This is a genomic window from Oceanobacter mangrovi, from assembly GCF_019740315.1.
GTDB classification, from domain to species: Bacteria; Pseudomonadota; Gammaproteobacteria; order Pseudomonadales; family Oceanobacteraceae; genus Oceanobacter; species Oceanobacter mangrovi.
Genome location: NZ_JAHXZR010000005.1, coordinates 150,266 through 165,588 on the forward strand (window position 1 = coordinate 150,266; position 15,323 = coordinate 165,588).

The 15,323-nt window shown below is 56.3% G+C and carries 13 protein-coding genes; 6 read left to right on the forward strand and 7 right to left on the reverse strand.

What is annotated here, in order from left to right; all coding sequences use genetic code 11:
- Positions 1-153 precede the first annotated feature (153 nt).
- Positions 154-1,029, reverse strand: a complete 876-nt coding sequence (locus K6123_RS12280; protein ID WP_221798123.1) for an acyl-CoA thioesterase — start codon at positions 1,027-1,029, stop codon at positions 154-156.
- Positions 1,030-1,280: 251 nt separating this feature from the next.
- Here K6123_RS12280 and trmA point away from each other — a divergent pair, with 251 nt between their 5' ends.
- Both trmA and dbpA read left to right on the forward strand, forming a co-directional pair.
- On the forward strand, positions 1,281-2,381 hold the full coding sequence (trmA, locus tag K6123_RS12285; RefSeq protein WP_221798125.1) for a tRNA (uridine(54)-C5)-methyltransferase TrmA: 1,101 nt from the start codon (positions 1,281-1,283) through the stop codon (positions 2,379-2,381).
- Between the two features lie 11 nt (positions 2,382-2,392).
- A complete protein-coding gene (dbpA, locus tag K6123_RS12290) occupies positions 2,393-4,042 on the forward strand; it encodes an ATP-dependent RNA helicase DbpA (RefSeq protein ID WP_221798127.1) in 1,650 nt (549 codons plus the stop codon).
- 49 nt (positions 4,043-4,091) lie between these two features.
- On the opposite strand, the gene K6123_RS12295 is transcribed toward dbpA, so the two are convergent.
- From K6123_RS12295 to K6123_RS12310, 4 genes are all read right to left on the reverse strand, one after another.
- Positions 4,092-4,664 (reverse strand): tetratricopeptide repeat protein, encoded by a 573-nt coding sequence (locus tag K6123_RS12295; protein WP_221798129.1) that lies wholly within the window; start codon positions 4,662-4,664, stop codon positions 4,092-4,094.
- A gap of 112 nt (positions 4,665-4,776) precedes the next feature.
- The gene (locus tag K6123_RS12300) at positions 4,777-5,499 is read right to left on the reverse strand and encodes a response regulator transcription factor (protein WP_221798131.1); all 723 of its coding nucleotides are present in this window, start codon (positions 5,497-5,499) and stop codon (positions 4,777-4,779) included.
- The gene (locus K6123_RS12305) at positions 5,492-6,994 is read right to left on the reverse strand and encodes a histidine kinase (protein WP_221798133.1); all 1,503 of its coding nucleotides are present in this window, start codon (positions 6,992-6,994) and stop codon (positions 5,492-5,494) included. Before K6123_RS12305 ends, K6123_RS12300 begins: the two co-directional genes overlap by 8 nt.
- 187 nt (positions 6,995-7,181) lie before the next feature.
- Positions 7,182-8,117, reverse strand: a complete 936-nt coding sequence (locus K6123_RS12310) for a LysR family transcriptional regulator (protein ID WP_221798135.1) — start codon at positions 8,115-8,117, stop codon at positions 7,182-7,184.
- Between the two features lie 127 nt (positions 8,118-8,244).
- On the opposite strand from K6123_RS12310, the gene K6123_RS12315 reads away from it, so the two are divergent.
- The 3 genes from K6123_RS12315 (at position 8,245) to K6123_RS12325 (ending at position 11,366) form a co-directional block, all read left to right on the forward strand.
- On the forward strand, positions 8,245-9,009 hold the full coding sequence (locus K6123_RS12315; protein ID WP_221798138.1) for a glucose 1-dehydrogenase: 765 nt from the start codon (positions 8,245-8,247) through the stop codon (positions 9,007-9,009).
- 197 nt (positions 9,010-9,206) lie between these two features.
- Entirely contained in the window at positions 9,207-10,331 is a 1,125-nt protein-coding gene (locus K6123_RS12320; RefSeq protein WP_221798140.1) for an MBL fold metallo-hydrolase, read from the forward strand.
- 87 nt (positions 10,332-10,418) lie between these two features.
- Positions 10,419-11,366 carry a quinone oxidoreductase family protein gene (locus K6123_RS12325; RefSeq protein WP_221798141.1) on the forward strand — a complete coding sequence of 316 codons (948 nt, stop codon included), beginning with the start codon at positions 10,419-10,421 and terminating at the stop codon, positions 11,364-11,366.
- Between the two features lie 77 nt (positions 11,367-11,443).
- Here K6123_RS12325 and K6123_RS12330 read toward each other — a convergent pair whose 3' ends face one another.
- The gene (locus K6123_RS12330) at positions 11,444-11,968 is read right to left on the reverse strand and encodes a DUF2867 domain-containing protein (protein ID WP_221798143.1); all 525 of its coding nucleotides are present in this window, start codon (positions 11,966-11,968) and stop codon (positions 11,444-11,446) included.
- 259 nt (positions 11,969-12,227) lie between these two features.
- Between K6123_RS12330 and K6123_RS12335 the strand changes: the two genes are divergently transcribed.
- Positions 12,228-13,859, forward strand: coding sequence for an ABC-F family ATP-binding cassette domain-containing protein (locus tag K6123_RS12335; protein WP_221798145.1), 1,632 nt, complete (start codon positions 12,228-12,230; stop codon positions 13,857-13,859).
- A 78-nt stretch (positions 13,860-13,937) separates the two neighbouring features.
- Here K6123_RS12335 and K6123_RS12340 read toward each other — a convergent pair whose 3' ends face one another.
- Entirely contained in the window at positions 13,938-15,236 is a 1,299-nt protein-coding gene (locus K6123_RS12340; RefSeq protein WP_221798147.1) for an amidase, read from the reverse strand.
- Positions 15,237-15,323: the final 87 nt, after the last annotated feature.

The window sequence follows — 15,323 nt, forward strand, 5'->3', positions numbered from 1 at the left end:
CTGATCCGACCTACGCGCTTATAAAAGTCTGCAGGTCGGATAAGCCTGTGTACCTGGCAGCCCACGTCAGATGGCATTCGCTGCACTCATTGATCCGACCTACACGCGTACAAAAATCTGTAGGTCGAATAAGCTTGCGTCATCCGACCAGCATCACTCCGCGTGCTGTCGAATCAAGCCTTCCTGCGCCACCGAAGCCACCAGCACACCGTGGCGGTTGTAGATCTGGCCCCGGCAGAACCCCCGCCCGCCAGACGCACTGGGGCTGTCGATGGCATAGAGCAACCAGTCATCCATACGGAACGGCCGATGAAACCAGATACTGTGATCAAGGCTGGCGACCTGCATTTCCTTCTGATACACAGACACGCCGTGCGGATGCAGCGCGGTCGTCAACAGGTTGAAGTCCGTGGCATAAGCCAGCAGCGTGGCGTGTAGACGAACACTGTCGCGCAGCGGCGCACTGGTTTTCATCCAGACAAACTTGCGTGGCTCCCGCACATCCGGCTGGAAAATATTGATCGGGTTCACCACCCGCATTTCGATCGGTTTGTCGGCAGTGTAGATTTGCTGCAGCCGTTCCGGAAAACAATCCCGCCACTGGCGTGCCAGCTCCACCTGTGAAGCAATGCCTTCCGGGCCTTCGGCCTGCGGCATACTGTCCTGATGATTAAAGCCGTCCTCATGGCGCTGGAACGAGCACATGAACGACATAACGGTTTTATCTTGCTGATCCACCATCACCTGGCGATTGGCAAAGCTGCGACCATCGCGGGTGCGAGTCACATCAAAAGCCAGTTCATCGGTGGTATTACCCGGACGTAAAAAATAGGCGTGAAGGGAATGCGGCCACCACTCGCGCTGCACATCACCATCCAGTGTCCGCATAGCAGCCGATAGTGCCTGACCCAGCACCTGACCACCAAACAGGTTGCGAAACCCCAGATCACTGCACTGACCCAGAAACAGGTTTGGTGCCTGCTCTTTCAGCTCCAGTAACGAGGTTAGTTCACCCAGCGAATTGCTCATGCCCGGTCTCCTGCGATTGCCATAGGCTAATTGTCTTTGTTGTTTTTATTGTGAAAGCGTTTGTCTTTTTTATGTCGCCACATTTGATTCGCAGATGCAAACCGGATTAACGCCAGCTACCCTTGAGGAACTGAGACAGCTCCGTATAATTCGCCCCCCGTTTTCAATTGCGCCCTGCCCTGGCTTGCTGGCGATTGAATCAATTCGCCCAGCCGCCGACAGGCTGCATCAACGTGAGCTTACCCGCTTTTATGTCAGATCTGTACCAAGCCGGTGTCGAGCCGGATCGCTACCCGGAGCTGCTGGAACAAAAGTGCCAATCTCTGACAGAACTGATGTCTGAGTTTAGCCCACCAGCGCTGGAACGCTTTGCCAGTGCGTCAACGCATTTTCGACTGCGGGCCGAGTTTCGCCTGTGGCACAGTGGCGACCGCTGTTTCTACGCCATGTTTGATCCGGCAGATCGCAAAAAGCCGTTGGAAGTCCTCGACTTCCCAATCGCCTCAACCCTGATCAACGAGTTAATGAAGCGGCTGTTAGCCGAATTGCACGGCAACGAGCTGCTACGTCGCAAGCTGTTCCAGGTCGAATTCCTCACCACCCTCAGCGGCGATGCACTGATTACACTGGTTTATCACAAGCGCCTGGAAGACGACTGGCAGACCGAGGCCCGCGCTCTGATGGCCCGTCTCGGCGTTGCCATTATTGGCCGTTCCCGCAAACAGAAAGTGGTGCTGGAACGCGACTATGTCACCGAAGTGCTGAACGTCGATGGCCAGCAGTATTCCTACCGCCAGATCGAAGGTGGCTTCACCCAGCCCAACGGCGCAATGAACCAGAACATGCTGAGCTGGGCGCGCAGTTGCAGCCAGGGCATCGGCGGCGATCTGCTGGAGCTTTACTGCGGTAACGGCAACTTTTCGGTGGCATTGGCGAACTGCTTTGAACGGGTACTGGCGACTGAAATTTCCAAGACCTCCGTCAACGCAGCCCAGGTTAACATCGCTGACAACCAGCTCGACAACCTCATCATCGCCCGGCTGTCGAGTGAGGAATTCGTCCAGGCGCTGCGCGGCGAAGCGGAATTTTCACGGCTCAAGGACGTCGATCTGAGCAGCTATGATTTCCGCACCGTACTGGTTGATCCGCCACGGGCCGGACTGGATGACGAATCCGTCAAGCAGGTGCAAGGCTACGACAACATTATTTACATCTCCTGCAACCCGGAAACCCTGCACGCCAACCTGCAGGCATTGACCCAGACTCACGAGATTGTACGACTGGCGCTGTTCGACCAGTTCCCTTATACCCACCACATTGAAACTGGCGTATTTCTGCGCCGGAAGGGCTAACAGGCTATTCCATGACCAACCCCTGGGGCTCCGGCAAAAACAACGCGGGCAAAAACAGCGCAAGCAAAGGCAAAAACAGCCATCCGAAACCTGCTGACCGCAGAGGTGGCAGCAACCGCCCGGCCGCCCGCAAACCATCGGACAACAGCCGTTTTGCTGACGAACAACCGGTTCGAGCCAGCCGCCCGAGCGCCAAACCGGCACGCAGGCCTGCCGCCCGACCAGCACCGGACCAGCAGCCAGCGGAATATCCGAAATACAACGCCCAGCCAGTCGTTGACCCCAGCGACAACCAGTTCTCCACACTGGCGCTGCCTGCCGCCCAGATTGATAACCTCAGCCAGCTCGGTTACACCCGTCTGACCCGTATTCAGGAGCTGGCGTTGCCGCTGGCACTGGCTGGCAAGGATCTGCTGGGCCAGGCCAAAACCGGCTCCGGCAAAACCGCCAGCTTTGGTATTCCACTGCTGAACAAACTCAACAACCGCTTTTTTGGCGTCCAGGGGCTGGTACTCTGCCCGACTCGCGAACTGGCCACACAGGTCGCCAACGAGCTGCGCAAACTGGCGAAATACCAGCCCAACATCAAGATGGTGGTGCTCAGTGGCGGCGTCGCCATCGGCCCTCAAATCGGCTCACTGGAACACGGTGCCCACGTGGTGATTGGCACCCCGGGGCGGATTCGTGACCACCTGCGCAAAGGTACACTGGTACTGGATCAGGTTGAAACCCTGGTGCTGGACGAAGCCGACCGCATGCTCGACATGGGGTTTGCCGACGACATCGACTTCATCATTGGCCACACTCCGGAACAGCGTCAGACGCTGTTGTTCTCGGCCACCTACCCGGACAACATCCAGCAGCTCAGCAAACGCTATCAGCAGCAGCCGGAATTTATTCGGGTGGAATCAGTACATACCGGCAACAGCATCGACCAGCGCTTTGTGATGTGCGACAAATCCAACCGTTTGCAGGCCTTGCAACGGATTCTGGCACAGTTCGATTTCCAGCAGGCGGTGCTGTTCTGTAACACCCGTCAGGCAACCGAAGAAGTCGCCGACTACCTGGGTCAGTTCGGTTTTGACGCCCGCGCCCTGCACGGCGACATGGAACAAAAGGAACGTGATCAGGTGTTGAGCGTGTTCAAACAAGGCTCGATTCACTTCCTGGTTGCCACCGACGTTGCTGCCCGGGGTCTCGACGTTGACGACCTGCCGGCGGTCATCAACATTGAGCTGCCGCGCGACAACGAAGTCTACACCCACCGCATCGGCCGTACTGGCCGGGCTGGCAAGGAAGGCATCGCACTGAGCCTGCTGACCGACAAGGAAGACTACAAACGTCTTGCCATCGAAGAACAGCAACAGCGTGAAATCCCGCGCATGGCGCTGGAAGAACTCAGCAGTGCGACACCGGAAGCCGTCGAAACCGACTGGGTGACCATTTGCATCAGTGCGGGCCGCAAACAGAAAATCCGCCCCGGTGACGTCCTTGGCGCACTCACCGGTGAACACGGCATTGCCGGCTCTGAAGTCGGTAAAATCGACGTACTGGATATGGTCAGCTATGTCGCCGTCAAACGCAGTGCCTACCGGGCAGCGATGGCGCATATCAAGGATGGCCGCATTAAAGGCAAACCGATTCGCGCCCGCCGGGCCTGATTCCAGCCTCGAACGAGTGCTTGTCTATCCGGCACAGCAACCTGGCCAGTCACATTGGATGACTGGCCAGATACTCTCGGGCATCTTCCAGCCCTTCGTCCGCGGCCCGTTGTAACCAGTGCCGAGCCTCCGCTTCATTGACTGCAACACCGCGCCCCTCGAATAACGCCACACCATAATGAAAACGAGCCAACGTGGCGTAACTGTCTGGTTCATCAACCATGGCACCACGTTTCATCAACTCAGTCGAACGCTGGAGATCCTGCGGCACACTGACACCCGCTTCATACATTTGTGCCAGCCAGATCATCGAATAGACATCATTCCAGCGCTTGATACAGTCGTTAAAAATCGCCATCGCCGCCTCATGATCGCCAGTCTTTTCGGCCGCATAGCCGTACAGACATTTGAAACGCTTGTCAGACAACACATACGACTCATAACTGAGGTCACTGGTTTGCTGATCTTCATCAGCAGCCTTGTTTGCAGCGGCTGAACCGGATGCAGCAGCGGTACCAGCCCAACTCAGACAGGACAGCAGAATGATCACCACAGAATACTGTCTGAGGCGGCAAGCAGTGGCATAGGAAGGGATAGGCATGGCAAACATAACGGCAAACATAGTCGGCACCTCGTCGGTGAGATCGAAATACCGACTGTATTGCGTTATTCAATGGCAAGTGTCAGATCTGTGTCAGATCGTTTTTGACCAGTCCAGCCAGACGGCAGCCTGTTTACGCATTGGCCGGAACCGCTGGACAATAGCGATAACCGAGTCCTCGTACGCTTTCGATCAGCGATTCAGAATGGTCGCTCTGCAACAAGGCCCGCAGCCCAACCATATACTGGTCCAGCGCCCGTGAATTGGGCAGGTGATCACGGCCCCAGCCATGGTTATACAGCTCATCCCGACTCACTACCTTGCCGCGTCGCTGATACAGCAACTGTAGCAGCCGTAGCTGTCGCAGTTGCAGTTGTGTCTGACAACCGTCCGGCCTGCTTAATATCATGGTTTGTGGATCAACCCTGACCGAACCCATCAGAAAGCCGTCAGTGACTGGATCACCGGCACTCTGTTGCCATGGCAAACGCCGTCGCATGGCAGCCAGCCGGGCCAGCAGTTCGTCGACATCAAAAGGTTTACAGAGATAATCGTCAGCCCCGGCTTTCAGACCGGCAACACGATCACGACTACTGGCGCGGGCCGATAACATCAAAATCGGTAGCAGCGGCTGATAGCGCCGCAAGCGACGGCAGAGATCATCGCCACTGGCTCCCGGCAGGTTGCGGTCCAGTACACACAAATCCGGAACAAACCGTGGATTGTCCCCCTGCAACTCCTGCCCGGCGGCTTCCACTGAAGCAAAGCCACGGCAGTGATAACCTTCGTCACCCAGCAACTGTAACAATCCCTCCCGCAGCCAGGGGTCATCTTCCACCAGCAGCAATTTATACACGCAGGAAGCCTGTTATCGGGGCGTCACAACGCCCATCAAGAGGTAACGTCAGGCTGGCTGAAAACCCGCTTGCGTCCAGCTTGCACGCCCAGCCCCAACCCTGTTGCTGTGCCAGCCTGCGGGCAGAGCGCAATCCGGTGCCGTAATAACTGCCCACACGACAGGCCAGCCAGGACTGCAGCCACGGCGGCAAGTTATTCAGGAATTCCGTTGTCTGATCCGGCCTCTGCCCGGCAAGAGAGCCATCTGCAAAATCACATAGCAGCTGAATTTCCAGCGTTTGATCTTGCAGGGCCTGACAACTCACGGACACACGGCTGCCGGGGGCATGACGAGCACAATTGTCCAGCAGGTTATGAAGGATTCGGTTAAGCGATTCCGGCGGGTAAAACAAGCGGTCATCACCTTGTAAATCGCAATGAACGTCTACGCCAGCCTGCTGCAAACGGGGCCCGCAGCTTACCAGCATGGCTTTGATTTGTTGCTGCGGCGACAGCCATTGCGAGCCGTCAGTATTCGCACCAGTCTCAACACCAATGTCAGCCAACCTGGCATTATCATCCGCCAAACCAGCATCCAGCTCCTCTACCAGTCGTTTCATCCGCTGGCTTTCCTTGTTGACCAGTTGCCAGTCAGATTGAGAGTCCGCCTGACGCCGGCAGGCCAGACTGCTATACAAAAGCAAATTAGCCAGCGATAAGCGCAGATCATGCATCAGCTCGCGCCGCCAACAGGACTTTTGCTCCTGCTCCAGAACGGTTTGAGTCGCACGATCACACCTGCATTTGCACAAGGCAACCGACAGCCAGCTGAAGCAGCCGAACAGCAGCGCAGCCGCTATCCCCCGGGCAAACCAGTGCCAGGACATCGCCTCATCGATGGGCTTCGCAGCCTGATGACCAGCATCGATTGCCACGCAGAGGGTATTACGCACCCCTGCCACACCTTGCTGCCAGCAGGAAATATCAGCCAGTCCGGTACTGAGAAAAATTGGCAGTGACATCACTGGCGACGAACGACCATTCTGTTCTTGTAACTGCCCAACCAACACCTTCATCGCTGGCAAGGCTTCGGTCAGCAAGGTCGACTCGGCGAAGGTCTGCATGGAGGACTGATCGGGAAACACACGCTGGCCATCCTGCCAGCGCGCGATCAGATAGAGATGCGGAGCCTCGTACACCAGTGAACGCATTTCATAGCCTGCAGCGCTGTCACTCAAGTCCAGCCAGCCATTGATCTGGCTCTGCAAATCGGTGAAATAATGTTCAGAGATGGAAGTGTCCGCCGCGACTCTGGATTGCTGCACCAGGCGAAATATATCGGCATCCTGCTGACTGACATTCAGACGGTCGCCCGCCGTTGAGATCCAGTCCTGCTCCGGAAACTTGCTTGCCAACAGCGTCGTCAGCAAACACAGACCAGCCAACAGCAGCCAGGCCGGTTGCAACCGGTTACTGCGCAACAGCGCAATGACGCCGAGATGGTCGTTATTCATGGCCGACGCTCCTGAAAGCAATCAGCCAAGACTAGAAACAACCAGCGCCAGACACCATGCTGCATCAGCACAGAAGCAGGCCTTCCAAAGTAGTAACACCCGGATAAGAGCATCGTTAGCCTATCCGGCGCAGGCTCCTCACAGACTGCGCTTGGCGCCAGTGAGTGCGACAGGCGCGACAATCGCATCACTCCTGCCCTGCAGGACTAATGATGCCCTCATCCCAGAATGGCACCGGATCAAAATAATCGACGATGAAGTCGATAAAGGTCCGTACTTTCGGCAACAGAAACTTGCGATTGGGATAAACGATATAGGCTTTCATTTCATCGGTTTGCCAGTCTGCAAACAGCCGCACCAGGCGTCCACTGCGCAGGTGTTCATGCACCAGAAATGTTGGCTGGTAAATAATTCCCAGACCATCAACTGCGGCATTGCAGAGAATATTGCCGTTGTTGGCAAAAAAATTCCCCTGCAGTTTGATGCCCAGGGATTCGCCGTTACGTTTGAACGTCCATTCCTTGTCGATTTCAGAATCTGCAAAATTGAGACTGTTATGACTCGCCAGTTCGCTCGGATGGGTCGGCGTACCATGACGTTGCAAATATTCCGGTGCCGCACACACCACCATACGAATGGTGGTAAAGGGTCGGGCAATCAACCCGGGCGGCAGCGAGTCGGCAACCCGCAAGGCAAGGTCGTAGCCCTCATCAACCAGATCCACCATGCGCTCACACAGGAAACTACGGATTTTCACCTCCGGATTTTGTTTCAGATAAGCGCTCATCACCTCCCCCAACAGGCTGCCACCAAAGGCCTGGGAACTGGTGATTCGCAACGTGCCACGGGGCGCGGCCACATCACTGGCGGCCATGTTTTCAGTCTCGGAAACCAGCGCCAGTATTTGCACCGCCTTCTCGTAATACGCGATTCCTGCCTCTGTTAACGACAGATGACGGGTGGTCCGGTTGATCAGCCGTACACCCAGATGTTCTTCCACCTGGCCGACGTAACGTGACGCCATACCCCGTGACATATCCAGCTTGTCTGCCGCTTTGGCAAAGCTTTTCAGCTCCACGACTTTGGCGAAGACCTGCATTCCCATCAATACATTAAAGGCCATAACAGTTCGATATTAGTAAACAATTTGTTTACATCCTTGGCGTTTATCTTCTTTTTTGCAATAGATTAAATAGCCCCATGCGTTGCAACAAGGCAGCGCCCTGGAAACCGCACGGAGGTTACACATCATGACAGCACAGCTTCTGGACTATACCGGCAAGGTGGTTCTGGTTACGGGTGGCAGCACCGGCATTGGTCGCGCTACCGCGCTTGCATTCGCCAGACAAGGAGCGAAGGTAGCGATCGGCGACATCAGCGACGCCGCTCTGCAAACCGTTGAAGAAATCCGGGAATTCGGTGGCGAAGCCATTTTTATCAAGACCGATGTATCCAGCGCCGCTTCGGTCGAGGCGATGGTAGAAACCACCGTGGCAACCTTCGGCCGACTGGATTGTGCCTTTAACAACTCCGGCATTTTGCCACCGACGGTTGCACTGGCCGAAATTGAAGAGCACGACTTTGATCGCGTACTGGGAGTGGACCTGAAAGGCGTCTTCCTGTGCATGAAATATGAAATCCAGCAGATGCTGAAAAGCGGTGGCGGAGCCATCGTCAATACCGCTTCTGTGGCTGGTGTAGTAGCCGATCCCGGCATGGCCGCCTACGTCGCCGCCAAACACGGCGTCGTCGGCATTACCCGCGCAGCGGCGCTCGATTACGCCACCCAGGGCATTCGTGTTAATGCTGTGGCACCAGGGATTGTACGCACCCCCATGATTGAACGCTGGCTCGACGATGAAGAATTCCGCGCCAACCTGTTCGCCAACAGCCCGATGCGGCGGGCCTCTGAGCCCGAGGAAATCGCGGGCACTGTACTGTTCCTGTGTTCACCACTGGCCAGTTTTACCACGGGTCAGGTACACATTGCCGATGGTGGCCAGACAGCACACTGATCCGCACTGCTCTCAACGGCCCACGACGACACACTCAATAACGTATTGATCGCCTGAGCAGCGGCTTTGGCGATTCCCCTGAGCGACAGGGCGCTCCCGCTCAGCGCCCACCCGAATATACCTGTAACTGCGTCTGGCTATCGATATCGCCGGACTGGTTCACCGCGGCCAAACGCCGCAAATAAAGAGGAATAATTATGTCTGATTCACATCAACATCAGGGCCACGGCCACCATGCTGGCGAAGGCCACAAGGATGGTATTTGCGACTGTATTCCTTCGTGGTACGTCGACCATCTCGGCCAGGCTGGTATGCCCTATGTCAAAATTGAAGATTATGCGGTACCACCGGAAGAGTCTCATGGCTCATTGTTCCTGCCCGACCGGCTGGCAAAAGGCTACCACGTAGAAGAACTGCGCGGTGGTGTGTACTGGGTATCGGCTGGCTGGTATGACTGTATGTTCGTCAGCACAGGGAACGGCGTGATTGTCGTTGATGCTCCACCATCACTGGGCGAACGTCTGCTCGATGCAATTGCCGAAGTCACTGATGAGCCGGTCACCCACATGATCTACAGCCACTGGCATGCTGACCATATTGGCGCGGCATCCATGTTCGGTCCTGACATCATCCGGGTAGCGCATGAAAAAACCCGTGAATTGTTGCAACGCTTCCCGGACCCGGACCGTCCTGTACCAACGGTAACCTTCTCCAAAGACATGACGCTGGAAGTTAACGGCTTCAAGCTGGAACTGTCCTACAAGGGTCAAAACCACAGTGAAGGCAATATCTTTATCTACGCCCCGGAACAGAAAGTGCTGGTCGCCATCGATATTCTTGCGCCGGGCTGGGTGGCCTTCAAAGACTGCGACTCTTCCGAAAATATCAGCGGCTGGATCGAAGCCCATGACCAGATTCTGGAATATGACTTCGATTTTATTATCTGTGGCCACGTATCCCGTTATGGCACCCGAGAAGACGTACTGACCGCGAAGGAATATACCGACGACATTATCCGCTTCTCCTACGAAGCACTGCACACTGTCGAGCTGGAACACTTCGTCAAGGACATGGGTGAAGGTCCATACCGCGCCGCCTTCCGGGCAGCAGAAGAGAACTTCTTCGCTGCACTGACCAACTACGTCACCCAAAAAATGCTGGAAGTGAAAACCTCCAACGGCCAGCTGTGGCAGGAGCGTCTCAATGGTGCCGACGTTATGACCAAAAATAATGCCTACACCATGCTGCAGAAAATCCGGCTGGAGAAATCCCACAACGGTTATATGAAACGCGACGGCGCACCGGAAGGTTTCTTCCTCTGAGCCAAAGCACTGCCCTAACGCTGCCGGAGGCGCAACCAGGCCGTTCGCTGATTGCCGCTACGGCAGCTCCTGATCAGGAGATTTGCTATGAAAACCCTGCGTTTCAGTGAATACGGCCAGGCCGACGTCCTGCACATCGAAGAGACCGCAAAGCCCGTTCCGGCAACGGGAGAAGTACTGATTAAAATCGCCGCAGCTGCCATCAACCCCAGTGATGTCAAAAACGTCGCCGGACTGTTTTCAGCCAGGCTGCCAATGACACCGGGGCGTGATTTTGCCGGCACGGTAGAATCCGCAGGCCCCTGGTATGGCAAGCAGGTATGGGGCAGCGGAGCCGGTTTTGGCATCAGCAGCGATGGAGCCCAGCGTGAATACATCACCATGCCCGCCAGCTGGCTGTCTGAAAAACCGGCCAAACTGACCATGGCCGAAGCCGCAACGGTTGGCGTTCCCTACGTCACCGCCTGGGCAACCCTGATGCTGGCTGGCCAGTTACAAGCCGATGAGACCCTGCTGGTCAACGGTTGTACTGGCGCGGTTGGCCGCGCGGCAATACAGCTGGCCCACTGGAAAGGCGCCCGGGTGATTGGTATCGGTCGCAGCGACCAGCCCTGTGCGGCAGATGTCTACATCAACGCCCGTGAGCAGGATGTCGTCGCCGGTGTCAAAGCGGCAACCGATGGCCTTGGAGCAGACATCGCACTCGACGCCGTCGGCGGCAACAGCTTTGAAACCGTGCTGAAATGTTTACGTCGCGGTGGTCGCCAGCTTGCCATTACCAGCACCGGCACCGCGCAGGTCAGCTTTAACCTGCTGGATTTCTACCATCAGCAACTGCAGCTGATTGGTGTGGATACCATGAAACTCACGGGGACAGACATCGCCGCCATTCTTGATGAACTGCGCTACGGCTTCGACAGTGGTGCCCTGCAACCACAAAGCCATCACAGCTGGAACCTGGCAAATGCACAGCAAGCCTATGCAACCGTCAGCTCCGGAAAAAACCGTCAGAAGCAGATCCTGCTGTGCCAATAACGGCCTGGCATCACCACCAGCAATCCACAGAACAACAGGCTGGCAAGCCATTGCCAGCCTGACTTTGAATCACGGCGTCAGATACGCCCGGCTTTGGCGGCCGAGCTGATTACCGCCCTCGCAATCAACCAGTGAAACGGTCGAATCAACTCCAGATACAGCCGCCCGAGACGGGTCTTGCTTTGCACACGGGTCGCCACTACAGCCTGTCCCGCCTCCTTGCTGACCGCCAGCCAGAACGACATATGGCGATCCTCTGCGTGACTGATACAGACCTCATCGGTAGACACCAGTACGGTCAGAAACCCAGCTTGTTCACCCGCTTGCAGACATTTTGGGTCATCCCCGCAGTGACGCGCCGGGCGTACATCACCCGACGCAAAACCGAATACGGCAACCAGCCGATTACGCAACCGCATCAGAGCATCGACCCAGCCCGGCATATGGCCAAAAATCTGCCATTGCAGCTGTCCCGGCTTCAAACCATGGCGCGTAACAGGAATGGCCAGACGATCAGCAAGATCAGGAGAACGACAGCTGCTGGCCAGCCAGTCCTGATCAGAAACGGCCAGCGAGCGCACCGCAAAAACAGAGCGAGACATAACGGCCTCCTTGCCACCTGAAAACAAAAAAACTACTCTAACAGCCATGCAGCACTACTGCCGGAAACCAGTCACAATCGGTACTGCACCGGCCTCTTGAGGCTGGGATTGTGGAGCCTTCCGGGCCTGCTATTCAGCCCTCAACCCAATCAATTCAAGGTCAGGTATTCGTCAGATGAATCATTAATGCCGCCGTTATTACAACGGCCTGTCTCCACCAGCCCCAGCGGGGAGTTCATGGCATTAACAGGTATTCTATATGACAAATACTGGCATCACGCTGTACAGCGTTTCTTGTTTGCTGGCCAACGGCCGCGCCGTTTTCAACCACCTTGACCACCACTTCGATCAGCGTAAAACCGGTTTGATCGGCCGTAATGGCTGCGGCAAAAGCACACTCGCCCGCATCATGGCCGGGTTGCAACAACCGACATCTGGTCACTGCAGCAGCGCTGGCTACATCCATTATCTGGCTCAACAAGTCTGCTTTGAGCCCCATGAAACCCTCGCCAGTCTGGCGGGTGTTGAGCAGCAACTGGCAGCACTGCAACGGATTGAAGCAGGCAGCAGCGCCGAACAGGATTTTGAGATCCTCGCCGATCAATGGGATCTACCCACCCGCTTGCAGCAGCAACTGGAACAATACGGGCTCAGCCATTTGCAACCGGCTACGCCTGCCAGAACACTCAGCGGCGGCGAGGCCATGCAGATTGCACTGATTGGAGCCCGCCTGTCCAACCCCGACTGGCTGATTCTGGACGAACCCGGCAACCATCTGGATTACCAGCACCGGCAAGCCTTACTGCAGCAATTAAAGGACTGGCCAGGCGGCCTGATTGTTGTCAGCCATGACCGTCAGCTACTGAACGCCATGGAGTGTATCGTTGAACTTTCACCAACCGGATTAACCCGCTACGGCGGTAACTTCAGCTTCTATCAGCAAGCCAAAGCGGATCAGCAACAGCTGGCCATGGCGCAGTTGCAGCACTGCAAAACCGCTCGCAAGCGCCAACAGGATGCTGCTCATCAGCAACTACAACGCCAGCAAAAACGCGCGTCTCAAGGAGCAAAACAGCACAAGACCAGCAACCAGAGCAAAATTCTGCTCGACCGTCAGCAACAGCGCAGCGAATTATCCAGCGCCGCCCTGCAACAACAACTGCAAGCTCGCCAGCAGCAACTCGACCAGCAAGTGAAACAGGCAGCCGACAAAGTCGCCGCAGAACAGGCGATTCATCTGCACCCACTGCAGCTGGCAACCAACTCCCAGCGCCTGATTGCCGAACTAACGGATGTTGTATTGCCAAACTCGGCAACCAATACGCCACTGAGTCTGCGACTCTATGGCCAGCAACGACTGGCAATCACCGGGCCGAATGGCTGTGGTAAGTCGACGCTGTTGAAGTTGATACATGGCCGCTTGCCTGCCACGGCAGGCCATTGTGACGTGCGGGTGCATTCACAGCTGATTGATCAGCATCTGTCACTGTTGAACCCAAAGCTCGGTACCTTGGAACAGTTGCAAACGGTGAATCGAACCCGGTCAGAGAGTGAATTACGAATGCGTCTGGCACAACTGGGGCTGGATGCCGACCACATCCTGCTGCCAACTGGCCTGTTGAGTGGCGGCGAGCGTTTGAAAGCTGCGCTGGCCTGCGTGCTTTACAGCGATCAACCCGCACCCTTGTTGCTGTTGGATGAGCCGACCAACCATCTGGATCTGCCATCGATTACTGCACTCGAAACCCTGCTGCGGCAGTATCCCGGCTGTTTGATTGTGGTGTCGCACGACGAGGTATTTCTGGGCAATCTGGAATTGCAGCAACGATTGGAATTCAATCCTGAAGGCTGGGTGCGCAAGCCGTTTGACCATATCTGCACCTGGCCATAAATGGATCATTGCGCATCGCAGGATGCGCAATGATCTGATGGGCGAATGAAGAAGGGTCAGCCCACCATCAACCCACCATCAACCCAGAGTGAGCTGATTAACCCAGGCAGCGTTAGCCAGCACCGCATCGTCTTGACGTACCTTGCCAACCAGCTGCAAGCCCAGTGGAACGCCTGTCAGGTCGTTAATGCCAGTCAGGGTAACGGTTGGCAGACCCATTGCCTGCCAGGCGCGACTCATGTGGGGAGAGCCGGTACCGGTTTCTGCCAATGGTGCAATCGCCGGCGCCGCCGGAGTCAGAATCGCATCCACATCCGGGTATTGTGCTGCCAGCTTCTGACCAACCACAGCCACCTGCTGTAATGAGTTCAGATAGCTTGCCCGCGGCATCGCCAGGCCCTTGTCGATCAGATCTTTCATTTGTGGGCTCAGCAGTTCTGGCGAGAAGGATTCCACCGCCAGGTTGCGGCACACTTCCCATGCCATAATCGTCGCGTGATGTTCAACCAGAGTACCGATTTCAGCAGCCAGTTCGGCATCAAGCAGTGCCACAGACACGCCCGCCTGCTGCAGGGCGTCAGCGGTTTTTTCCAACGCCGCCGTCATATCTTCCGATACCTCACCGAGCCAGCTACCCGGGCAAACCAGTACTTTTTCCGGTTTCACCGCAGCGATTGTTTCGGTGTTCTCAGGCAGTCGCAGCAGCACACTGCGCAGCAACAACAGGTCGGCGGCATCACGACTGAACAAACCCAGTGAATCCAGTGACTGTGCCAGTGGCTGGCCACCACGGAGGGAATATTCACCGCGACTGCCAACATAACCCACCGAACCACAATAGGCCGCCGGACGAATCACCGAAGCTGCCGTCTGGGAACCCAGTGCCATTGGCACCATGTTGTCCGCCACAGCGGCCGCAGAACCACTGGAAGAGCCGCCCGGAGTACGAGTCAGATCGGCCGGGTTGCGGGTCGCGCCCGGTTTGAAATAGGCGAATTCGGTGGTCACGGTTTTACCCAGCACAATCGCACCCGCCTGCTTCAGCAGTGCCACGCAGGTCGCATCATCGACTGGCTGGCGACCAATATGAATTGCCGAACCCATTTCGGTTGGCATCTCGGCGGTATCAATAATGTCCTTCACACCCAGCGGCAAACCCTGCAACAGGCTGGCTTCATAGAACGCCTGATTGGCTTCGTATTGCTGCAGGTACTGTTCACGAGTCAGTCGCACCTGCCAGGCCTGAACCTCAGGCTCACGCTGTTCGATCTGGTCAAAACAGGCGTTGATCACGTCCAGTGCCGTAAATTCGGCGGCCTTGATGCCAGCCAGCATGTCGAGCAACGACAGACTGGCCAGGGAAGAAGTGCTTTGCATGGGTATTCCTCGAAAGAGCCTCAGCGGTGTTCTACAGAGCCAATGAGAACAACGGCACGGCGAGTGTTTCAGCAGGGTCTTGATGAT